Source organism: Dolichospermum heterosporum TAC447 (genome assembly GCF_024584745.1).
GTDB classification, from domain to species: domain Bacteria; phylum Cyanobacteriota; class Cyanobacteriia; order Cyanobacteriales; family Nostocaceae; genus Dolichospermum; species Dolichospermum heterosporum.
Window position 1 is genome coordinate 1,942,501 of the sequence record NZ_CP099464.1, and the last position, 25,302, is coordinate 1,967,802.

The 25,302-nt window shown below is 37.5% G+C and carries 11 protein-coding genes and 2 pseudogenes (1 of these 13 only partly in view); 1 reads left to right on the forward strand and 12 read right to left on the reverse strand.

Annotated elements, in window-relative coordinates:
* Positions 1 to 152 carry the final stretch of a protein kinase domain-containing protein gene (locus NG743_RS08840; protein WP_257121858.1) on the forward strand. It extends 1,885 nt beyond the left edge of the window, so only the last 152 of its 2,037 coding nucleotides appear in the window; its start codon lies off the left edge, out of view; its stop codon occupies positions 150 to 152.
* A gap of 10 nt (positions 153 to 162) precedes the next feature.
* On the opposite strand, the gene NG743_RS08845 is transcribed toward NG743_RS08840, so the two are convergent.
* The 12 genes and pseudogenes from NG743_RS08845 to NG743_RS08905 form a co-directional block, all read right to left on the reverse strand.
* Complete coding sequence (locus NG743_RS08845; protein WP_257121859.1) at positions 163 to 384, reverse strand: hypothetical protein; 222 nt, start codon at positions 382 to 384, stop codon at positions 163 to 165.
* A gap of 60 nt (positions 385 to 444) precedes the next feature.
* Positions 445 to 822 (reverse strand): GIY-YIG nuclease family protein, encoded by a 378-nt coding sequence (locus NG743_RS08850; protein ID WP_257121860.1) that lies wholly within the window; start codon positions 820 to 822, stop codon positions 445 to 447.
* 158 nt (positions 823 to 980) lie between these two features.
* Positions 981 to 1,804 (reverse strand): annotated as a pseudogene (gene larE, locus NG743_RS08855) (ATP-dependent sacrificial sulfur transferase LarE).
* Between the two features lie 887 nt (positions 1,805 to 2,691).
* Positions 2,692 to 4,359 (reverse strand): GUN4 domain-containing protein, encoded by a 1,668-nt coding sequence (locus tag NG743_RS08860; RefSeq protein ID WP_027403954.1) that lies wholly within the window; start codon positions 4,357 to 4,359, stop codon positions 2,692 to 2,694.
* A gap of 31 nt (positions 4,360 to 4,390) precedes the next feature.
* A complete protein-coding gene (locus NG743_RS08865; RefSeq protein WP_257121861.1) occupies positions 4,391 to 6,181 on the reverse strand; it encodes an ABC transporter ATP-binding protein/permease in 1,791 nt (596 codons plus the stop codon).
* A 3-nt stretch (positions 6,182 to 6,184) separates the two neighbouring features.
* Positions 6,185 to 7,186, reverse strand: a complete 1,002-nt coding sequence (locus NG743_RS08870) for an MvdD family ATP-grasp ribosomal peptide maturase (protein ID WP_027403952.1) — start codon at positions 7,184 to 7,186, stop codon at positions 6,185 to 6,187.
* A gap of 274 nt (positions 7,187 to 7,460) precedes the next feature.
* Positions 7,461 to 8,438, reverse strand: a complete 978-nt coding sequence (locus NG743_RS08875) for an MvdC family ATP-grasp ribosomal peptide maturase (protein WP_027403951.1) — start codon at positions 8,436 to 8,438, stop codon at positions 7,461 to 7,463.
* Positions 8,439 to 8,779: 341 nt separating this feature from the next.
* Complete coding sequence (locus tag NG743_RS08880) at positions 8,780 to 8,944, reverse strand: microviridin/marinostatin family tricyclic proteinase inhibitor (RefSeq protein WP_027403950.1); 165 nt, start codon at positions 8,942 to 8,944, stop codon at positions 8,780 to 8,782.
* Positions 8,945 to 9,151: 207 nt separating this feature from the next.
* Positions 9,152 to 11,536, reverse strand: coding sequence for an ABC transporter ATP-binding protein/permease (locus tag NG743_RS08885; RefSeq protein WP_257121862.1), 2,385 nt, complete (start codon positions 11,534 to 11,536; stop codon positions 9,152 to 9,154).
* Between the two features lie 433 nt (positions 11,537 to 11,969).
* Positions 11,970 to 13,148, reverse strand: a complete 1,179-nt coding sequence (locus NG743_RS08890; RefSeq protein WP_027403949.1) for a hydroxymethylglutaryl-CoA lyase-like TIM-barrel protein — start codon at positions 13,146 to 13,148, stop codon at positions 11,970 to 11,972.
* Between the two features lie 66 nt (positions 13,149 to 13,214).
* On the reverse strand, positions 13,215 to 17,432 hold the full coding sequence (locus tag NG743_RS08895) for a non-ribosomal peptide synthetase (RefSeq protein WP_193962697.1): 4,218 nt from the start codon (positions 17,430 to 17,432) through the stop codon (positions 13,215 to 13,217).
* Positions 17,429 to 25,212 (reverse strand): annotated as a pseudogene (locus NG743_RS08905) (amino acid adenylation domain-containing protein). Before NG743_RS08905 ends, NG743_RS08895 begins: the two are co-directional and overlap by 4 nt.
* Positions 25,213 to 25,302 lie beyond the last annotated feature (90 nt).

Sequence of the window (25,302 nt, forward strand, 5' to 3'; positions counted from 1 at the left end):
TAACAAATAAACAACCTTACCCTGCTGAAAATCCTAATCTTTCAGAACCTATTTTACAAAACTACTCTTTTGCGTTACAGAAATTAATTAATAATCTCATTCAAGACAAATATAGTAGTTTTCAACATTTACAACAAACCCTACCTAGATAACTATTATAGTCTAGTTTCTTCTTCCTATAGTAGTTCTATGGTTAGCTCTTAATCGGCGTTTTTGAATATTAGATAACCCATCCAGTGTTCCTTCTTTTTCTAATTTATCAATAGCTTCTTTTATCAATTTAATTTGTTCAGGATCTGCTCCCTCAGAAAGTAATATTTTCAATTGCGATTTCAAACTATTCATTTGTGCTTCAGGGTCACTCTGATTTTCTCTGGTAAGCATTCTAAGATAATTTTAGCATCAGTAGCGGAAAGTTGCTCTAAAAGTTCTACTTGCATAATGTTACTGCTCACTTGGTATTTGAACGTTGTAAGGAGGTTCAGTAGCTATAAGAATAATTGCTTCTAATTCCAATAATAGCCCAGGATTTTCCCAATGAGAAATTGCTTGTACTGCAATACGCACATCTTCGTTTCTATATTTATCTAGCCATGCCCATAAAAAAGCTTTGTGACCTCCACTAAAACGACTACGTAGATTTTGTGCTTTACCAATGTAAATTAATCCTTCAGCTTTGTGTCTAATAGCGTAAATACCAGGACTACGAGTTATGTTATCAAACCTGTGATTTAAGGGTTGACATTGCTCAAAGGGAGTAAAAGCTATTGCATCTAATATTGCTTGAGCCTGAATTTTTAGATCAGATTCTTTTGCGGACATAAAAACAATCAGGGTAATTCCATAAGAATTATTCCACGTTTAACGTTAGTCACGAAAAGAAAAAATGATAAAATCTTGTTTCAATTATCTTCAGTTTTTAGGGAATATGTGAGAAATTCTTCTAAAGTTGACAATCATCAATTTTAGAAGAATAAGCTCTAATTTGTTAAAGCGATTTGAGGTAAAACTTGATTTAATTTCCCACTACGATAACCTTCTAAATCCAAGGTGACATAGATAAATCCCCAGTTTTGAAATGCGGATACTAAAGTTGGTAAATCTGTAGTCGAGACAAAATCTTTAATTTTATCTGGTGATAATTCAATTCTGGCTGTGTCACCTTCGGAACGAACCCGTAAATTTTGCCACCCCAGGTTTCGTAAATAAATTTCGGCTCTACCTACTCGCTGTAATTTGGCAATGGTAATTTCTTCACCGTAGGGAAAGCGCGAACTTAAACAGGGTTGAGCGGGTTTATCCCACCAAGGTAAACCTAATTGTTGGGAAATTTGCCGAACTTCGGCTTTAGTCACCCCAATTTCTGCTAAAGGCGATCGCGCACCTCTTTCTTTTGCAGCTTGAATTCCGGGACGATAATCATGTAAATCATCGGCATTTACACCATCTACCACATAAGGATAACCCAACTCTAAAGCCAAGGGTTTGAGAGTGTCGTGTAATTCGCTTTTACAAAAATAACAACGATTAACTGGATTAGATGTGTAATTGGGATTGTCCATTTCCTGTGTTTGGACAACTTTATGAGAAATTCCGATAGTTGCGGCTTGAATTTTCGCGTCTTCTAATTCTTCTGGTAATAGAGAAGGAGAAACCGCAGTTACAGCCAAAGCGCGATCGCCTAACATATCATAAGCAATCTTAGCGACCAATGTACTGTCAACCCCCCCGAATAGGCTATTAAAGCCTGATCCATTTCTGTAAATAACTCTTTTAACTGCTCTAGTTTTTCTGTCCAACTCATTCTACTAAAATCCCATAACGCCTAATCACTTCTATTTTAGCTTAACCGACAGAAGCCCCAGGACTGACCCGAAGGGCAGCGTGGGATGAATGGCGCGTGAATTAACGACAGTTTTTCGACCAAAGCGACGTATAAAACCAATGTTATCCTTTAAATCATATAACCCATGTGGAATTGCTATTCCTGTTGCCAAAGATGGAAAGTCGTGGTCTAATGTAACCGTTCACGGGGGGTACAAAAAACGCTCTATATGAGATTCCACGAAAACAGCATGAAAAACGTTATAGATTTGATTTTTTTAGGTCATTTGAAATTCGCAAAATCTCTATATCGGTTTGCAAATCGTTTTCCAGCCAATTTAAGAACCATTCGTTAATATGTCAAGTTGCCTGAAAAACCCAACAGACAAAGCTTTCAGGTTTTTTAATAAATTCTCACCCCCTGTGAACGGTTCCGTCAAGAAAGCCCGCTCAAAGTTTAAGAGTAAAAAACGAAGTCATCGAAATCATGCTACTCCTCGACAACAACTATCTTTTCAAATTTTTAACCAGGCAAGTTGAATATATCCATTTTGATGCTTTTAATTTTTGATTCTCAATTTATAGTTCCACTGTTTAAGGATATTCTCATCAATTGACAATTAAGTTTTTTCAGCGTGCCTTTCGTTAGGTATAAGCAAGTTTTTTAGCTTTTATTGTTCTCGTAGTACATACGCGAACAAAATATTTTTGAATTCACCCCCTATCTCCCCTTAACCGAGCAGTATTGCCCCCCTATCTTTAACGAGAGATCAAGGGTTTCGATAATTTTAGAGGGGGGGAGTGAATAACTACCCAGCACGTCAGCACAGCAACAAAAAGAGTCAGAGATAGCAATTGGAACAAGAATTATACACAGCTTTTTACACGAGAAAAGAACAAGTGCATCTGCCAAATTAACCAAGACTTTACGCGCCAAGCTGCCATTGATAGGTGTTCTGTAGATGATGGTGAGGATAAGTCAAGGCTATTTTGGTCATAGTGTAACCATTTGGCTGGTAGGTGTCCCATCGGTGTCATGGGGGATAATTGAAAAGTTAAAGCTTCGTAATCTAACCATTTTCCATCTTTTCGCCAACCCAGACGATCGCCTAGTTTCTTTTCTGTTTCATAGTCTATTTGACCACCCATTTCACTCCAAATTGTTTGTTGAATCTTAAAGCCAAAATAACCATAACTGTATTGTTCCCAAAGTCGATCAATAATATGTAAATCTTGGCAAGGAAAGCTTTCAATATCTTCTTGATAAACTTCATTCCAGTAATTCTTTTTCATGACTTTTAGCATTAATTTAGCAGTTTCCATATCAGCTTCTTTCCACTGATTTTGTGCCAGCAGATCCCGCAATCGGGTATAGTCAATATCTTGATTGGTAAAAAATTCTGGCTGGGAACTAATATGATCATTAGCTACTTCCATTAATTCTGTTTTTTTAGTCGTAGCCAGAGATGGTACAGAGATAAAATTTACTTCTGCTTTGTCTAGAGTTTGGATTTGATCAGTTATTTGTTGAGATATATAATTTGAAATTAAATCAATACCTTGACCTAAAAAGACACCATTTTCACTTATTTCAAAATTAGGGATTTGCCAATTTAATAATTGAGATTGAATTAAGGCATCTTTTAATCTGGTGTTTTTCTCATAACTTTTTACCATAAAATCGAGAAATGTTTGATAAATACCTTCATTTTCTTCGATCTTAAATAAATTTGACTGATAATTTAAAATGTTATCCCCTAGACTTTTAATATCTCCAACAGTTGCATAAAAATATTCATCTACTTTCATCACCTCATCTATTAAAGATTGAAAGGGACTAAAATAATCTTGAATAGAATCTTCAAAATTAATGGCATTATGGGCAAGTTTAGCTATTTCCTGACGAATCTTATAAGCTTTCTGTTGATATTCATAAATTTCTTGATATACTGCTAAATCTTTTACTATTTGCTGCACAATTTGTTTTTGATACTGGGCATCTTCTGCCAGTTTACTAATACCTTCACTAATTAATTTAATTTTTTCTAAAGTTAATAAATAAGCATTGCTTAAGATGATAACAGCTTTAAAATTTTCTTTCTTTTCCCATATTAATTCATTTAATATTTGCGAATTTTGTTGGTTTTTTAGTTCTAGTTTACTTCTGGCATCTTCTAGATTTTTGATTTCTAAATATTTTTCTTGAAATAATTTCTTTAAATTATCCATCAATGTTAACAAAAAATCCTGATAACTTTCTTGATAATTTTCCAGAAAATCAATAATCTGATTATAATCTATGATAAATAATTGAATTTCTGCTAAAATCTCTCCTTGGGTAATCACTTTTTTCTGCTTGATTATTCCAGCAATATGATGATAACGAACACCTTCTTTAATTAATTTTTGACGTTCACGAATTTTATTTTGTAATGTTTTGACAGAATGATTTTTTAGAACTGGTAATTGATAGGTTCGTTCATAAATTTTGATACTTTTATAATTAATAAATTGTTTTTGCTTTTGGGTGAGCATGATTGTAATTTTCGGTAATTTTCTCAATTTACTATTTTGATGCAGTAGTCAAAGAAATTGATTTTTCGCGTTTATAATCTTCAATTGGTAAGAGTTGCCAATGATTATTTTCTGTAAGTTCTAGAACCCATTGATGATAAGCATACAAACTTTCTCGATGTCCCACACTAATAAAAGTTGTGTTTGTAGCTTGTAATTGAGAATATAAATTTTCTTCGTTTTTTAAATCTAAAGCACTCGTCGCTTCATCTAAAATAGTAAAGCTAGGGAGAGAAATTAATAATCTAGCAAAAGCTAAACGTTGTTGTTCTCCTAATGATAAGATATTTTCCCAAGCAACTTCTGTATCAAAACTCTTGATGCGGGTAAGCAGGTTTTGCAAATTAACTTTATGGAGAATTTCTTCCAGTTGGCGATCGCTCATTTTCCGGTCTGTATGCGGATAGAGTAGCTGCTCCCGCAGAGTTCCTAAAATTATATAGGGACGTTGGGGAAGAAACAAAATTTCCTTTAACGCAGGTCTTACTAACCTACCACTTCCCGCATTCCACAAACCGGCGATCGCTCTCAGCAAAGAACTTTTTCCCCTACCACTAGCACCAACTATTAACAACCCTTCTCCTGGTGAAACAGATAATGATAGGTCTTTAACTATCACTTGTTCATAATTGGGTGTTTTTAAGGTGACATCCTCAAACCCTAAACGCGGTTCTTCTATGACTTTGATAGTACCAATATTCTCAGGTTTTTGGCTTACCGATGCTAACGCATCTGAAAATTCTGCTAAACGCTGGACGTAACTAGAAAATCGTCCTGAGTTACCAAATTCAGCTATTAATACACCTAAAGCATTAGAAAACATAAAACTACAAAATGTGGCTTGGCTAATTTCTCCATAATTGATCTTATCTTGAATAAATAAAGGTGTAAGAATAAACATAGAAAACAAACTAATTGCCGACTGATAGGCGCTGTTAAAAATATCTTGACCCTTTTCCCAATTTATCCTCCGTTCCGCATTTTTCAATACATTATCAAATCTGCGTTTAATAATATTTAGTTCTTCAGTTTCTCCTTGGAAAAAAGCAATTGATTCAGCATGATTCCGTACATGAGTTAGGCAATAATTAAAGTCAGCTTTGAATGATAGCTCCTCTCGGTTGATTCTCGCTAATTCTTGACTTAAAAAAATAGCAAATAAATTACCTACAATTGTATAAATAATCAGATAAATTGCCACTTGTGAAGAAATAGTCCAGAGAATGATTACAGCAGCAATCATATCCATAGACTTCTCTAGGAAAGTAGTTGAAAATCTTAACGCATTGATGGTAATAGGTTCAATTTCTTGAGCTATGCGTTGGTCTGGATTAGTAATTTTAGACTTAAAATTGATTTTATAATAGGCTTGATTGCTCAAATATTTATTTAAAATATGATTATTTAGCCACTTGTACCAATCCATAGCAATTTTTTTTCTAATATATTTAGAAAATGCTACTAAAAGTACGGTGACAACAATAAATAGCACAGATATCCATAATGTACTGAGATATTTTTCTAGGTTTTTCTCTTCAATTACAATATCAAAGACGTAGCGATTCCAGAAGCTACTGAGACTATGGATACCCACAATGGAAGTAATTAATATGAGCAACAGAATAAACATTCCCCATGAATAAATCACTTCGGAAAATGCTCTTGTCCCTATCTCTGTGGGATACCAATAGGGACCAGCGACTAATTTCAAATCCCGCCAAAGTTGTATAACAGTAGAAAAAGGATTAAATGGTGTTTGCTCACTAACACTACGAGTTTGCATAATTCAATATCTATATCTATTACTTTGATTTTTACGAGTTAGGAGAATTTCGGCGATCGCTTGAGAAATTGGAAAATGTGGTGCAAATATTTCTAACCAGAAAAATTCCCCAACTGGGTTAATTTCCAGAAATATATACTCTCCATCGGGTGTGACAATCATATCAATTGCTCCATAGTTTAAACCAAATTCAACCATTAATTGCAGTAGCTTTTTTTCCACATCTTGAGGTAAATCATCAGCTTGCCAAGCGTCTTTTAATGCTCTCCCTTGTTTACGCCAATCATAAGTAGCTCCTTCACAACTTTGGGAATTTACTGCGGCTGTAAATACGCGCTGTCCTACAATAGTTATCCGCAACTCTCGCGCCTTGGGTACGTTTTCTTGAAACGTCATCGGACAAAAACGCAGTCCTTCCAGATTTTCCAAATCCTCATCTTTAACTGGACTTGTAAACACAAATAACTGTTCTCCCTGTTCGCCAAAAATAGCAAAGGAAGAAAGCATTTTTGTCACTATACCTTGTTTATGACATTCAGAAGCAAATTGTTTAACTGTTTCTGGGTTATTAGTAGTTAGAGTGCGTGGGGTAAGCAGTCCTATTTTTCGTGCTACTTGTAGCTGTAGTTGTTTATGATGAGTTCGTTCTACATTGGACATCTGATCAAAATGAAAGCCTGGAAGACTGGCAATCATACCCCGAACAGTAGCGCGAGATTCGTTAATTGATGCTTCTCTATATTGCTTGTCCATCGTGTTAGGAATTTTTGCTCCATAGCGCATCCTTCGATACCAAACTGCGGAAACTTCACTCACATCCAGTTGCTTTTCTCCATCAGTGATAATTACCCGTTCTGTATCACCTTGGTAAATATCTAATTTGACTTCCGTAGGATATCTGTCAGTGTCAAACCGAAATGCTTTTTCCCCTTGATCTTCAATCGCTTTGATCACTAAAGGAATGCTTTCATTGTCGTTGCTATATGTGACTATTAAAATTGTCATAAATAAAATATATGTTTTTAATTAAACTTGGTATGAGTTGCTAGCAGTCTGTCAACCCGAAAATGACAGGTGAAGGCAAGCAGGGGTAGAAGAGAGGCATCATTACCCGTCAAAATAAATTTGACGAGCTACTAGTTAGGCTAACTGTCAGAAATGGCTTACGCCAAGCTACGCTAACAGGATGTCCAGGATTAAAGGATGAACAGGATGAAAACAGGTATTTCATCACCTATTACCCATTACCAGCCTCAACGAGATAACTAACAACTTGATACTATAAAAGTAGAGTATCAGCGATCGCACTAGCAATAGGCAAGTCCAAATCTTTTTCTAGCATTCCCCATTCACCGATGGGGTTAACTTCTAAAAATACATAGTCTTCTGATGGTGTGACGATAAAATCTAACGCTCCAAACAACAACCCCAATTTATTCATAAAGATTTGCAAACGACGCAGCACTTGTTCAGGAAGCTCGTAGTGTTGCCATACACCAACATCAACACCAGGTTTACGCCAATCAACTTTAGATGTGTTATAAATGCTGGCATCTAACGCACCGACAAATACCTTACCATTTACGTACACTACGCGCAATTCCCACTGTTTAGGAATTTGCTCTTGAAACACCATCGGACAATAACGCAAGGACTCAGCATCTTGTAAATCTTCTTCTTTAACCACGCTGGTGTAAAAAAAGAAAGAAGTAGATTCCATAGTCCGGGATAGAGGAGTTAATAACTTACTCACCATCTTGCCGTTGACTTGGTGAAAAAACTCCTTTGCTGACTCAGCTTTGTTAGTAACGAGAGTCTGGGGAATGACAAAACCTACCTCAGTAGCAACCCGCAGTTGGCGCAATTTATCATTGGCAGCATTTATACATTCTAAATTATCTACCCAATGAGCGTTTCGCAAACTATCCCAGAAACCATTTAACGTGGCTTGTGATTCTCTTATGCAAGCTTCTCGAAACTTAGGTGCTAGGTCTGCACTTAGTTTTGGTTCCCATATTCGGCGCAGCCAAACCGCTTGCACCTGTTCTGTGCTGATAGAATAGCCGCCATATTCTATAGTGTGATAGATTTTGCAGTTATCAAAATGTGCTGTTAATTCTACTTCTAGGGGAAACCTATCAGTATCTAAGCGAAATGGTTGCACCCCTTTTTTTGACAGTGCTTCAGCCACTCTATCTATTGTGAAAAAATCACCACTGTGAGTAATTAATAAAACAATGTCACGAGACAGGTGCATAAAAACTTTTTTAATTGAAATTTGATTAGCTAGATATTCGTAACTATCTGAAAAAGTTGCTTGTTAATTGTATAGCTTTACACAAGGCGGTTAGGACATCAACCAAAATTAAAACTTAGGCACTGAAAGACTTTTATCACTGTCACCTGTCACATGATATAAATCCCCGATTTCTTGTAGACACCTGTATAGTGGCTGTCCAAAGGGTAGAATTCGGGGATATTCAAGCAGCAGCGATCGCTTAAGTATTATTGATATCTGAATATGCTATCTATTCGGAAACAATCAGCACTTCTCAATTTTTCGATCCTGCTATTTCTGCAATTTCAAATTTACTTTATTTAGCAATCTTCCCAATCAGAAGGCCACTTGAAAGTGAATACTGATGGAGGTAATGGCTGTTCTTCTGGTTGTGGTGTTGGTGTTTCTGGTGGTTCTTCTTCTGCTGCCAAAAAGCGAGCGAAGAATGGTAGTGCTTCAATATTTGCTAATGTTGATGCTTGCATGGATATTCCTTTTTTCCTGAGAGGAAATTTATGTTACATATCAAAAATATATCAGTAAACGAGTGTTAAAGCAAGGACATTTAAGAGATTTAAGATATTTAAGTAAATGTCGTTATTAGAAAGCAATGTAAAATCTAAATCGGGTAGATCCCCGACTTCTTGAAGAAGTCGGGGATCTGGATATTACGTTTTTTAATTTTGAGTTACTTAATTCTCAAGCGGTTCAACTCTTACCCATTTCAAAACCTTTGAGTCTTTATTATAGCGGTAGGTAAAACCATCCTTTGTAGTAAGAGATTGACCTTTACTTGCTTTAGTTCTCACAGTCCCCAGTGAATAGTCTGTTAATTTCTGCATTTCTCGATGAGAAAGTCCTACAATTTCACCTGTATCTGCTGTTGATGTTTCTGGTTGATTGACAGGTTCATTATCAGCAATTACAAAATCCATGATAATTTCTGGATTTTCAGGAGACACGTTTGATGTTTCTGGTTGATTGACAGGTTCATTATCAGCAATTACAAAATCCATGATAATTTCTGGATTTTCAGGAGACACGTTTGATGTTTCTGGTTGATTGACAGGTTCATTATCAGCAATTACAAAATCCATGATAATTTCTGGATTTTCAGGAGACACGTTTGATGTTTCTGGTTGATTGACAGGTTCATTATCAGCAATTACAAAATCTATGGTAATTTCTCTATTTTCCGAAGAATCTATTAATATTTCTGGTTGATTTACAGTTGCATCAGCAGGTTCATTCTTGGGTACAACTTCTATAGTGATACCAGAATTGTCAGAATTTTCAGTAGCAAGTTCTTGTGCTTTTTGCCGTCTATAATCCTCAACAGAGAGAAGTCGCCAACTAGAATCTTGTGATAGTTCTAAAACCCATTGATGATAACTAAATAGACTTTCTCGATGTCCTACACTGATATATGTTGTGTTCCTTTCTTGTAATTGTTGATATAGATTACCTTCATTGTTCAAATCTAAAGCACTTGTAGCTTCATCTAAAATAGTAAAGCTAGGACAAGTAACTAATAAACGTGCGAATGCTAAACGTTGTTGCTCTCCCAAGGAAAGGATATTTTCCCAAGGAAGTTCTGTATCAAAATTATCTATTCGACTCAATAGGTTTTGCAAATTAACTTGTTTTAAAATTGCTTCCAGTTCGCGGTCGCTCATTCCCCGTTTTGTATGGGGATAGAGTAACTGTTCCCGCAAAGTTCCTAAAATTATGTAAGGACGTTGAGGTAAAAATAATACATCTTCTAGAGGAGGTCTGACTACACGACCAGTCCCTGAGTTCCACAAACCGGCGATCGCTCTCAACAGAGAACTTTTACCACGACCACTTGGACCAACAATTAATAAACCCTCTCCAGGTTGAACAGTCAGCGACAACTCTTCAACAATTACCTGTTCATAATTGGGAGTTTGTAAAGTAACATTCTCAAAAGCTAGTCGCTTTTCCTCTTTCGTCTTAATTATACTGACATTTTCCTGTTCTTTAGTGACAGATTTTAACGCTTCCGAGAGTTCAAATAAACGTTCAATATAACTAGAAAATTTTCCTGAAGTGGCAAATTCTTTGATTAATTCAGCCAGCGCTGTTGCGAACAAATTACAAGCTAAAGAAGCTTGGGCAATTTCTCCAAAATCAATTTCTCCTCTAATTTGCATTGGTCCAAATACTATAAATGGAAATATTTGAATAACCGCCTGATATCCTCGATTAAAAATATCCTGACTTCTTTCCCAATCAATCTTGCGTTTAACACTTTGAACAATCCTATTAAATCTCCGATTAACAATGTTTAATTCCTGTGATTCTCCCTGGAAAAAAGCTATTGATTCCGCATGATTACGCACATGAGTTAAACTGTAAGTATAGTCTGCATTTGATTCAACTTCTTCTTGCTTAATTTTGTTTAATTCTTGTGCCAAGTAAATAGCAATTAAATTACCAATTAACGTATAACAAACTAAAGCAACTGCTACAAATTTAGAGAGCGTCCAGAGCAGTATTAAAAAAGCTGTCATTTCTAGGACTTTTTCTAGGAATGTAGCTGAAAAGCTGAGAAAATCTTTAGTTAAAGGCTCAATTTCTTGTGATATTTGTTGATCTGGATTGGTAACATCGGACTGAAAATTGATTTTATAATATGCCCGATTATTGAAATATTTTGATAAAATTTGACTATTCAGCCATTCATACCATTCAAGAGCTATTTTTTTTCTAACAAATTTAGAAATTCCTACTAAAATTGTTACCAAAACCAGCGCAAAACCATAAAGCAATAATAAATCACTAAATTTTTCTAAATCCTTTTCTTGTGTAATAACATCTAGTAAATAGCGGTTAACAAAGCTGTTAAAAACTGTTGCACCTACCATAACAACAATTAATAATACTAGAAGAGCCAGCATTCCATAAGTGCGAATCACCTCTGAAAATGCTCTACCATTTGCATCTGTAGGATACCAATATGGACCGACAACCGCTTGGAAATTTTTCCAAAATTGATTAGTACCTGAAGCAGAATTATCCTTGGCGGATTTATTAATAAAAGTTGTAGCTTGCATCTGTAAAAAATTATTTGAGTCTTATAGAGCAGATAGCAGAGAATAAGAAGGCTAGTGCCGCAAGGCGGAAGTCAAAAGTCAAAATGAAGACAGTATAGGCTTTTGGATGATTTAGAATGGTTGGTTTATTTACGCTGTCTTGTACTAGTGGTCTGTCAAATTTATTTTGACGGGTAATGATCGGAAAAAACTTCTGTTCTTCCCTCCCCTGCCTCTTTTCTCCCCCTGGTTGCCTTCACCCGTCATTTTCGGGTTGACAGACTACTAGTATGAAACCCCTCTGGTAAACCTCTCCCTAACCCTCTCCTCTTAGGAGAGGGAAAAGGAATAATATTTAATACTGGAGAGGGTTTGAACCTTGTTCTTTGTATGATAAAAAAGTCCAGCTTCTAGTCGTTTTGAGTATAAGTCTTATGTCAATTTACAAGATGGACTATTCAAAGGTACCATCTTTCCAGAGTTTTAAAACTTCCTTAGCTGTAAAATAGCATTCTTGTTCTATCGCCAAAGATTTAATTACATCGCGCATTTTCTCGTACTGTTGCCTAGTTTGAGGGTTTTGTAATTGTTTTTCAAAGAGATATTGAAAATTACTAACACCGCTCCACTTACCAAAGACAACACCTGTCTTATCATGGGGAAATGTGGAATAACTCAAAGGATCACGAAGTAGAGAATTGACGTGAATACCTGATTCATGACTTTGTGAAATTCGTGAATAAGGGGGTGCAGGACGAATCCCCATCTCTTCAATGTAATTAGTCAGTGCATCAACAGCATCATAGTTTATACCCTCTAGTTCAATACCGAACCGAAGTCGCAACCCATTTAATACTTGCTCTAAAGCAGCGTTTCCTGAACGCTCCCCTAAACCACAAAATGTCCCTGATATTAAACTTGCCCCCGCTGTAATTGATTGTAAGGTGTTTTCCAGCGCCAACCCCCTATCATTGTGGTAATGTACTCCTAACTCTACCCCTGTAGTACATTGGAGTAAATCATTAATCCAGATATAACTCTTCTCTGGAGTGAGTACACCGACGGTATCACACAATAAAAAGTGTTCAACATAACCACTGAACGAATTAATACACTGTACTAAAAAATTAAAGTCTGCCCTAGAAGCATCCTCCGCTGCAAAATCTACTCTCAATCCTGCAACTTGTGTCGCATAACGTAAATTCTCCACAATCAAATTAATAGCATCTTGACGAACCTTATTAATGATGTGAGATGGGATATCATCATCAATCGTTTTACCCTGGTATTCACTCATTAAACGAATATCAGGATTGCGTAAAAACATCAAGCGATCGGAAACAGCATGGAAGAGAATAATACGCTTAACTCCATAGTTTTTCGCCTGATCAATGTACTCTTTTCCCATCATCGTAGAGGCAGTAATTAGATGAGTTAATCCATCTGATATTAATGTTTTGGTAAGCTCTGATTCTTGATCACAAACACTAGGCATGATGGCAAATCCACTGACTCCTGTTTGTGCAATCAGATGAGCAAGTTTGTGTTTAGTCGGTAAAGAGAAAAAAATACCTACTTGTTGTTCTCCATCGCGCAGGGTTTCATCGGAAATTTTGATTGGAAGAGTTTGCATTGTTTTACACCAATTTAAAGTTCAAAATTAAAAAAGTCAGGTTGATGATTATGGGTGATTTATTAATTAAATCATCATCAGCCGTAAGTGTGAGGCTAAGGTTTTGACATTCGGTTCATAAAGCATCCGTCCGTGATTTCCAGGTACAGATATTACCTTCACAGGGTTTGGTGTGTAAGCTTGCCATCCCCAGTCCGGTAAATCGTAATTGGTAAGTGCTTGGAGTTCTCGCACCACTATTTCCGGCACGTCTTCAGCGCGGAATAAAACAATCGGGGCAGAAATTCGATGAACAGGCTGATAATTTACGTAATTGAGCGTCTGTACTCTCATAATTTGCATATTGGTTTTGAGTAAATCAAGACTGGAGTGTTCAGGTAGGACATTATGACGGTATAAATAATCTGCCGCCAAATCCCAACGAGCCTGGTTATCGCGTTGAGCAGCTAAATCAGCGTATTCTAAACCGAAAGAAACTCCTTTTAAAGCTTCGATGCGTTGGATTATTTGCCAAATCCAATCAATATCTGCTCTATTTTTAAAATGTTCCGGATTAGAAACCAATCCCGAATCCAAGATAGCTAGTAAACTCACCTTTTCACCTTGCTGCTCCAGTTGGGAAGCTATTTCAAAAGCGACACTACAACCGGAAGAGTACCCCAGCAATATATAAGGTCCTTGGGGTTGCTGTTGACGTAATTGGGCAATTAGTTGACTTGCGTGGTCAGCTACTGAGTGAGGAAGTATGCTCAGTCCGTCTCTTCCTGGTGCATCGAGTCCATATATGGGACGTTCAATGCCTAAATTGATTGCCAAATCTCGAAAATAGAAGCTGTGTCCGTTAGAGCCAGATACACAAAATAGGGGGGTTGCATCTCCTAGAGGCTGAATCGGTACTAAATCAGAATTTGATTGTTCCATCTCCCTATTACCTAATGTTTGTGCCAGTTGAGCAATAGTAGGATTCTGAAATAAACTTCTCAAGGCCAGTTGTTGTCCCAACTCTTGTTGCACAAAATTGAGTAATTTGACTGCCAATAAAGAATGTCCGCCCAAATCGAAAAAGTTATCATGAATGCCAATTTCTTGACGTTCAAGAAGAGCAGACCAAATTTGCGCTAATTGTGCTTCGACTTTGTGGCGGGGGGGTGTGTATGCAGCTTGAACGCTAATATTAGGAACAGGTAAAGCTTTCCGGTCAATTTTGCCATTGGGGGTTAAGGGTAACTCGTCTAAAACCATGATCTGAGCCGGAATCATGTAATCAGGTAGACGAGTTTTCAGGTAATTTTTCAATTGGGGCGATAAATCAGGGGTAATTCCTGATATATAAGCAATTAAACTCTGATTATTTTCAGTTTTATGTATGGTGACAATTGCTTCTTTAACAGCCCGGTATTGCAACAAGACTGATTCAATTTCACCCAATTCTATACGAAACCCACGGAGTTTAATTTGGTTATCAATACGACCAATAAACTCGATATTGCCATCAGGTTTCCATCTGACTAAGTCCCCAGTTTTGTAAATGCGCTCAGTTTTGCCGAATAATTCAATTTCCATAAACTTTTCGGCGGTTAATTCAGGACGATGGAGATAACCCCGCGCTAAACCAACACCAGCAATACACAATTCTCCAGGAATACCAGGAGGTAATGGTTGATTATGTGCATCTAAAATATAGATGCGGAGATTAGATAATGGTTTACCAATAAGTGGTTTTTTACCATTGGGTTGACAAAGAGCGATGCTAGTACAAATTGTAGATTCCGTTGGTCCGTAAGCATTAAAAAAACTTCTTCCTTTTGCCCATCGGGTAACTAATTCTTTGGGGCAAACTTCACCACCAGTAATTAAAATTTGCAAATCAGGTAAGGTTGCGTGGGGTAACAAAGATAAAACTGAAGGTGGTAAGGTAACATGAGTAATTTTGTATTCAGTTAAAAAGTCAATCAGTTCTTGACTAGGTAACAGATTTTCTTTTTTTGTGAGATATAAACAAGCACCTGCGGAAAGGGTAGAAGCAATTTCCCAAATGGAAGCATCAAAGCTGAAATTAGCAAACTGTAGTACACGACTTTGCGGTTGAATTTGCAAAATTTCATCAACTGCCAAAATTAAATTTACCAGTCCACCATGTTCAATCATTACCCCCTTGGGTTTTCCCGTTGAACCAGAAGTATAAATAACATAAGCTAAATTATTGTAATTGACAGTTGATAATTGACAATTGACAATTGGTGATGGGTACTTGTCTAGTTCTTCATCTAAATAAACAAATTCAATAGGTTTTCCTAAACTATCTAAAGGTAATTTATCTACTACAAAACTTTGAGTTAATAAAACCGATATTCCCGAATCTTCTAACATCAACTCAATTCGTTCTTGGGGATAGTTGGGATCAATGGGTACATAGGCACCACCAGCTTTTATGATACCCAAAACACCAATGATCATTTCTAAAGAACGTTCCACAGAAATACCAATTAAGGTATCTGGTTGAACTTTATAATTTTCAATTAAATAATTAGCTAGTTGGTTGGCTTTTTCATTTAACTGTTGATAAGTTAGATTTTCAGATTCAAAAACTACAGCAATATTATGAGGATTGTTTATAACTTGTTCTGCAAATAAATCAACAAAAGTTTTATCTTGAAAATAATCGGTTTGAGTTTGATTCCAGCGTTGTAGTTTTAGCAGTTCTTCTCCTGTCATCAAAGGTAAAGTATTGATTGATTGGTGGGGATGATCAATAATTCCTTGAAGCAGAACTGCAAACTGTTCCGCCATCCGTTGGATAGTAACCCTTGCAAATAGATCGGTGGCGTATTCCCAAGAGCAATTTAACTGATGATCATCTTCGATCACCATCAGGGTTAAGTCAAACTTAGCGATCGCACCCTTGACTCCCAGCAACTCAGTATCTAACCCTGATAAATCCAAATCTGGACTAGCATTATTTTCCAGGGTAAACATGACCTGGAATAAAGGGTTATAGCTCATACTGCGTTCTGGTCGTAACTTTTCTACCAGCACATCAAAGGGAACGTCTTGATGAGCATAAGCATCTAAACAGGTTTGGCGAGTTTGTTGTAAAAACTCAATAAAACTTAGATCTAGTTTGATTTGCTGACGCATAACCAAAGTATTGACAAAAAAGCCAATTAACCCTTGAGTCTGGCTATGGGTGCGGTTAGCAATGGGAGAACCAATACATAAGTCTTCTTGCCGACTGTAACGAGATAGTAAAATGCTCAAAGTAGCCAACAAGGTCATATATAAACTTACGCCTTGCTGTTGGCTAAAAGCATTAACAGCAGCAGTTAATTCCGGTGTAAGAGAATAAATATAGCGATCGCCTCTGTAACTTTGCTGTGCTGGACGGGGATAATCTGTAGGTAATTCCAGTAATGGGGAAGCATCACCTAGTTGATGTTTCCAGTAATTAATTTGCTTTTCTAATACTTCTCCTTGTAACCAGTGGCGTTGCCAAGTTGCATAGTCACTGTATTGAATCGGTAAAGGAGCAAAATTCGGAGTCTTACCTTGAGAATAAGCACTATAAGCCTGCCATAACTCCCGCAAAAATACTCCCATTGACCAGCCATCACTGATAATGTGGTGCATATTGATGGCCAAGACAGATTTTTGCTCCTCCAATTGCAGCAGTTTAGCTTTAAACAAAGGGCCAGTATTTAAGTCCAAGTGTTGTTGTGCATGAGCGTCAATTAAATCTTGCATATTTGGGCATTGGGTATCTAAATCAAGCTCTCTCTTGTTCCCAGTCCCTAATTCCCGGCAATCTTGTACTGTTAAAACTGTGATTTCGTCTAAACTGCGGATGGCAACTTGTGGTTGTCCGGCAACTGTAGGAAAATACATCCTCAGACTCTCGTGCCGATTCAGCAGATAAGCCAAACTAGAATGTAGGGCATCAATATTCAGGTTGCCGTTCAGTTGTAAAGCGATCGGCATATTGTAAGTAGCTGATGACCCTTGGAGTTGTGCTAATAGCCAGAGACGTTGTTGAGCAAAGGACGGAAGCTTGGGAGAGTCAGCACTTAAAGCCGGAATTTCTGCGGTGATCACAGCTTGTGTTTTAGCAGCTTTCAAGAAGGTGAGAATCTCTGCTTTGTGGTTTTGAATTTCCTGCTTCAGTTCCGCAGTCAGGGCATTTTTGCTAGTACGAATCCGTAACTTATCATCTTCAGCCCAAATTCGGCAGCCCATGTTCTGCAAACGAAGCATTAAAGAAACTATTTGCTGATTTTGTGTTATGGTCATAGTTCAATTTCCTCTTCGTCTGAGTTTAAAGGTTGTATATCTGTGGTTGTCGAATTAACCCAAATGCAGCTATCTATATAATTTGCCAAGTCAATGATAGTAGGAGACTCAAATACTTGACGCAGTGGCAGTTCTACTTTGAAAGTGTCACGAATGCGGTAGCAAAGTTGGGTAGCTAATAAAGAATGTCCTCCCAAGTTGAAGAAGTTATCTTGTCGGGCTATGACCTCATATTTCAGCAGTTTTGCCCAAAGTTGAGCCAGCAATTTTTCTGTTTCTGTTATAGGTAATTCAATGTTTGTAGCTACCACTGTTTTACCTGGTGCTGGTAATGCTTTACGGTCTACTTTGCCATTGGGTGTTAGTGGTAGTTTTTCTAAAACAACAAAATGGCTAGGAATCATATAATCAGGGAGATTTTTTCCTAGAAAATACCGCCATTCTTCTAGTAATGCTGGGTCAACTTGATTGGTGCGATATTGTAACGGTTGATTGGCGTAATGTTGCCAAGGTTTCTGTCGCCAATTTTTACTTTGATTAAATCTTGGTATTTGCTCTTTTCCAGGAATATTCCTTTGGAAAATAACATCGTAATAGGCAAAACTGGTAGAAGTGTATTGAATAAAAGGTGTGTAAGGTAAATCTTGCGTTAAATCTAGGAATGCTTCCGGTTCGATGCCTGATTTGACTTGGGCAATAACAGCTTTTAAGTCGGAAACCTGACCATCTATCTGAGTAATTTTTTCTAACAACGCCATTTCTGAAGTGAGCCGCGCATTCGGAATATATTTAATGCTTAATAAATCTGGTCGCTCAGTTGTTAAAATTCTCTCAATTGTTTTTATATTTAACTGCTGTTCTTGCCAATCTAAACATTGGGTTTCGGTAACAGAAGTTTCTGTTTGATCCAAATATAGAACAACGTCATAACGAAAACGGCTCATTTCCGTATGGCTGTAACCCCGTTTCAATTGAACTTTTACGTGACTAATCCGGGGAAATTTTTGTTTAAGGGCGATAAAGAAATCAGGATCAATCAGTAATTCGCCTTCGTTGCAGATGCTTTTTTGAATTTGTTGGCGTAAGTCCTGAATTGATAATTTATCAGGAGCGCGATAAAATTCTACTGCGGTATGGAAAGCCTCCAATAAATGTAGATTTCGCACATCTCCCATGAAGATTTTTCCCTGATTACTTACAGTTTTGATCGCCCCTTCGATGACTGACAACAAGTAATCCAAAGAAGGGAAATACTGAATTACAGAATTGATGATTACCAAGTCATAAGTATTGGATTCAATGCCCTCAAACTGGTTAGCGGCACTTTGTTTTAAAGTAACTTTGTTTTGGAGAGATTGCTGTTTGAGATATTGTTCAATATACTGCAATCCGCTGGATGAAAAATCTGTCCCCAGGTAATGCTGACAATGGGATGCAACTTTAAACAATAACATCCCTGTTCCACAACCAATTTCCCAAACTCGTTTGGGTGCAAGTTCTAAAATTTGCTCAACTGTTATATCGCGCCATTCTTGCATGGCCGACTGGGGAATGGGTTTTCCTGTGTAGCTATCCTTCCAACCTGCGAGATTCAAAGTTGGATCATCGGTTGGGTTTGGTTGCTGAGTGTAGCTATCATTAAATACTTGTTCCCACAATTTTATCTGTTCACTTTGGTTGATATGGTCGCCTTCCGTTGTAGGGACGACATAAGCTACCAGATGTTGATAGCGAAGCGCTCCGTAGGAATCGTGTTCGCTATCTTCCCGCACCAAAACAACCGCTTCCTGAATTTTGGAATGTTTGAGTAAAGATGCTTCAATTTCACCTAATTCAATACGGAAACCCCGCAGTTTGATTTGGTAATCAATCCGTCCTAAGTATTGCAGATTACCATCAGGTAGCCACCGAGCTAAATCACCAGTTTTATAAATTCGCTCAGTTTTGCCGAATAATTCCACGTTCAGAAATTTTTCGGCGGTAGTTTCAGGACGATGTAAATAACGCTGTGCTAAACCTGCACCTGCAATGCAAAGTTCTCCAGGAATACCAGGGGCAGGGGTTGATTATATTTATCTAAAATGTAGATGCGAGTGTTAGCGATCGCTTGACCTATAGTTGGTTCATGCTGGGCATTTTTGGCAACTTTCGTAAATGTAGAGTAAGTTGTGTCTTCAGACGGTCCATAGAGGTTGTAAACTTCTCTGACAGATGTGTTTTGATATAAAGCCTGTACCAAACTATTTTTTAATGGTTCACCAGCTAAATTAATTACCTGTACACTTGCGGGAATAGCATTCATATTCAGCAGTTCCGCCGCCGCACTCGGTACAGTATTAATCAAAGTTATCGGTACAGGACTCTGACGTGCTTGCTCAATGTAGAGTGCATTTTCTACCAAAATCACACTACTACCTTGAGTCAGGGGAACAAAAATTTCAAAAATGGAGAGATCGAAACAAATTGAGGTTGAAGCTAAGACACCTGCAAGCTGTTCTGCACTAAAGACTGAATGCGCCCATTTTACAAAGGCTACGGGACTAGAATGGGCGATCGCCACTCCTTTAGGTCGCCCTGTAGAACCAGAGGTATAAATTATATAAGCTAAATCATTATTAATGCTGATGGGATGGGGATTATTTGTTGGCTGTTGAGTCCATGTTTGTTCATCCAAAAACACTACTTGAGCAGTATTTTTCAGCTTTTCTAAAGGAAGTTGCTTTTTCAGGGATTTAGTTGTTAGCAATACCGCCGCATTACTATCTTCGAGCATTAAATGAATGCGTTCTTGGGGATAACTCGGATCAATCGGTACATAAGCTCCACTGGCTTTGAGGATAGCAAAGATACCGATGAGCATTTCCAAGGAACGATCAATGCAAATCGCCATCAGTGGGTTATCAGATATGCTTTTGAGTTGCAAGAGATGATGCGCCAGTTGATTAGCTTTTTGATTGAGTTCTTGATAACTCAGGCTTTGATCTGCAAACACAACTGCAATCTGATCGGGTGTTTTTGCTACCTGTTGTTCAAACAGAGTTACCAATGTTTGGTTCTGAGGGTAATCTGTGTCAGTTTGATTCCAGATTAGCAGTTGTTGAACTTCTGCTGAAGTGGTGATAGGTAGCTGATAAATCGGCTGTTGGGGATTTTGGGTAATTGCTGTCAGCAAAACTTCAAAATGTCCCGCCATGCGTCTAATGGTTGATGCCTCAAATAAATCTGTGGCATATTCCCACATACAATTTAGTTGCTCATCCCTTTCGCACAAATCCAGCAGTATATCAAACTTGGCAAAGGGGAAACTTTGTTCCAAGTATTGAATATCAAGCCCTGGTAAACTCACATTCACCCCAGCCCCCGCCGCGTTTTGCAACACCATCATCACTTGGAATAAGGGATTATGGCTGAGGCTGCGTTCTGGTTGTAGTTTTTCTACCAAATAATCAAAGGGAATATCTTGATGAGCATAAGCATCTAAGCAAGTTTGACGGGTTTGTTGGAGTAAATTAATAAATCCTTGTTCTGGCTTGATTTTGCTTCGCAATACTAAGGTGTTGACAAAAAAGCCAATTAACCCTTCTGTGTGGCTATGAGTGCGGTTAGCGATCGCACTACCAACACATAAATCCTCTTGGCGGCTGTAACGGGATAGTAAGATATTGAAAGCAGTCAACAGGGTCATAAATAAACTCACCCCTTGTTCTTGACTCAAGTTTTTAAGCTTCTGAGTTAGTTCTTGACTCAAACAATATTCTTCACGCCCACCTTGGTAACTTTGTTGCGCTGGACGGGGATGATCTGTAGGTAACTCTAATAACCTGGGTGCATCGCCTAGTTGTTGTTTCCAATAATTTTCCTGACTTGCTAAAGTCTCCCCTTGTAACCAATTGCGTTGCCAAGCTGCATAATCACTATACTGAATCGGTAACGGTGATAAGTTGGGAGTAGAACCGACTGCAAAAGCGGTGTATGCTTTTTCCCATTCCCGCTTAAATACACCCATTGACCAACCATCACTAATAATGTGGTGCATATTTATCAGCAGGACATTTTTCTGGGGGCTGAGTTGCACTAGTTTGGCTTTGAACAGGGGTCCAGTATTTAAGTCAAAGGGTTCTTGAGCATGGTTATCAGCTAATTTTTGTAAGATTTCCGCTTGTGTGTGGGGATCGAGTTCTTGTAAGTTGGCGATTGCCAACACTTCTATATCTTCTATACTTCTAACTACTACTTGTGGCTCTCCCGCCAAAGCCGGAAAATAACTGCGTAAACTCGTATGACGTTGTAGTAAATAAGTTAAACTCTGAGTTAGAGCATCTACATTGAGTTTGCCATTCAATTCGTATGCGAATGGCATATTATAGGTAGAAGAAGTTCCTGTCGCTTCCAGTTGAGCGATAAACCAAAGTCTTGATTGGGCAAAAGACAGAGTTTTTGGTTCATTTTCTAACTGGGGGGAAATGGGAGGTAAAGCCACACTCGCAGATGCTTTATCAATTTCCCTCGCCAACTCAGATAAAATGCTTTGCTCAAATATCTTACGAACAGGTACTTCTACCCTGAAAATATCACGAATGCGGGCAACTAATTGAGTTGCTAACAGGGAATTTCCACCTAATTCAAAGAAGTTATCAGAACGACCAACAGAGTTAACTTTTAATAAACTTTGCCATAAACTAGCGAGTAGTTCTTCTGTGGGAGTTACTGGTATTTCCAAATCAGCAGCAGTGGCTGTGTTTGGTGCTGGTAATGCACGACGGTTTATTTTTCCATTAGCAGTCAAGGGCAAGTTTTCCAAAACCATAATCTGGCTAGGAATCATATAATTGGGCAAGCGATTTTTGAGGTATTCTCTCAGTTCAGTTACCCCATTAAATGCCAAGCCAGCGGTTTTTTCTGACTCTGTAACATAGGCAATTAACCTGAGATTGTTATCAGTTTCATATAAAATCACCACAGCTTCTTTAACTGATGGATGTTGTAATAATAGTGATTCTATTTCACCCAGTTCAATTCTAAAACCCCGTAATTTTACTTGTTCATCAATGCGACCCAAATATTCTAAATATCCTTCATTATTCCATTTAGCTAAATCACCGGTTTTATAAATCCGTTCAGATTTACCAAATAAATTAATATCAATAAATTTTGTGGCTGTTAAATCAGGACGATGAAGATAACCCCGCGCTAAACCTATTCCTGCAATACACAATTCACCAGGGATACCAGGGGGTAATAGTTGATTATTGGCATCTAAAATATAAATACGGATATTAGGTAATGGTTTACCGATTGGTGGTTTTTTGCTGTTTATCTGACTATTAGGTTGACAAAGATAAATAGCAGCCGTCACAGTAGATTCTGTCGGACCATAACAATTGTATAAATGTTGTTCTGTTCCCCACTGACTTACCAATTCAGCCGAACAAGCCTCTCCACCAACAGCCAGATATTGTAAATCTGGGAAACTCACTTTTGGTAAGACAGATAAAGCCGAAGGAGATAAAAAGCCATGAGTAATTTTGTGTTTAGTTAAAAAATCAACTAAACTTTCACCAGGTAATAAAGTATCTTTATTGCCTAAATATAAACAAGCACCTGCTGATAAAGCAGTTGCAATTTCACCAATAGATAAATCAAAACTAAAAGACCCAAATTGTAGCAAGCGACTGTGATTTTGAACTTGAAAACTTTCACCCCAAGCTAAAGCCAAATTAACAATCGCTTGATGTTCAATCATTACCCCCTTGGGTTTTCCAGTAGAACCAGAAGTATAAATCACATAAGCTAAATTATTGTAATTGACAGTGGTCACTGAGCGAAGTCGAAGTGTTGACAATTGACAGTTGACAATTGGTGATGAGTATTTGTCTAGTTCTTCATCTAAGTAAACAACTTCAACAGGATTTTGTAAACTATCTAAAGGTAACTTATCTACTAAACAACTTTGAGTTAATAAAACCGATACTCCAGAATCTTCTAACATCAACTCAATTCGTTCTTGGGGATAGTTGATATCAATGGGTACATAAGCACCACCAGCTTTCAGAATCCCTAAAATACCAACAATCATTTCCAAAGAACGTTCCACAGAAATACCGATTAAGGTATCTGGTTGTATTGGGTAATTTTCAATTAAGTAATTAGCTAGTTGGTTCGCTTTTGCATTTAACTGTTGATAAGTTAGACTTTCAGATGCCAAAACTACAGCTAAATTATTAGGATTCTTAATAACTTGCTGTTCAAATAAGTCAACAAGAGTTTTATCTTGAGGATATTCTGTTTGTGTATGATTCCATGTTTGTAGTTGCTGAATTTCATCTGGAGTCAGCAAAGATAGAGTATTAATTGATTGATGGGGATTATCAATAATTTGCTGGAGCAGAACCTCAAAATGGCGCACCATCCTTTGAATAGTTGTCTCTGCAAACAAATCAGTTGCATATTCCCACTCTCCAGTTAAACCTTGAGGAGTTTCCCGGAAAATTAAGGATAAATCAAAGAATGTTGTGGTGTTTTCCCACTCAAAGCGGGTGAGAGTTAAACCAGGAATTAAAAGTGTTTCGGGAGTTCCACTTTGTAAACCAAAAGCGACTTGAAATAGGGGATGATGAGCAAGCGATCGCTCTAATCCCAGTTCATCAACTAATTTCTCAAATGGTAAATCTTGATGGTCGTAAGCATCTAAAGTGGTTTGCTTTACTCTTTGTAGTAATTCTAAGAAACTGGGATTCCCTTCCAGGTTGGTACGCAAAGCCAAAGTATTGACGAAAAAGCCAATTAATGGTTCTATTTCTCTACGGTTGCGATTGGCGATCGCTGAACCAATTACAATATCCTCTTGTCCACTGTAGCGCGATAATAATAGCGTAAATACTGCCAGTAAAGTCATAAACAAAGTAGTTCCTGACTCCTGACTTAAATGCTTTAATTTTTGTGTTAAATCTAGATCAATTTGGATAAATTCACTACGTCCCCTAAAACTTTGAACTGATGGACGTTGATGATCTGTAGGTAATTCAAATAAAGGGGGAATTTCTGCTAGTTGTTGTTGCCAGTAATTGAGTTGTTTGTTTAAATTATCTCCTTGTAAATATGACCTTTGCCAGTGAGCAAAATCAGCATATTGTAGAGATAATGGGGGTAAAAGAGAAGATTCTCCATTACAAAAAGCGGTGTAAAGAGTAAACAATTCTCGGCGGAAAATATCCATTGACCACCCATCACAAACTATGTGATGAATAACCAATAGTAATAGATGAGATTGATAGCTTCGCTCGCCGCAGGCATCAGCTAGTTGTAGTAATTTTACCCGCAACAAAGGAAGTTTTGATAAGTCAAATGGCTGTTGTAATTCATCTATCACTAACTGTTGTACTTTACTTACCTGGTCTGTTGCTGGTACTTGTCGCCAGTCTAATACCTCTATTTTAAGTGCAGGATGAGCATGAATTACTTGTATGGGTGACTCATCAACAACAGAAAAGCTAGTGCGTAAAATTTCGTGACGTTGGACAATTTCTAAAATGGCTTTTTCTAAAGCACTAATATTTAAACACCCGCTAATTTGCCAGAAAAATGGCACGTTATAAACACAATTTTCGCCTTCTAGTTGGTCAATAAACCATAGTCTTTGTTGAGCAAAGGAGAGAGCAAGGGGTTTTTCTCGTGATACTGGGTTGAGAAGTGGGGTTTGTTGTTGCTTTTTTAGTTTTTGTAGAACTAATTCTCGTTTTTCTGGTGATAGGTTTTCTAGTTGTTTTAGTAGATCATTCATAAGTTTATATTAAAGTTGATTTTTTTATTTTTTATCGAACCACAGAGACACAGAGGACACAGAGATAAATATATTTATCAGGTTATTTTT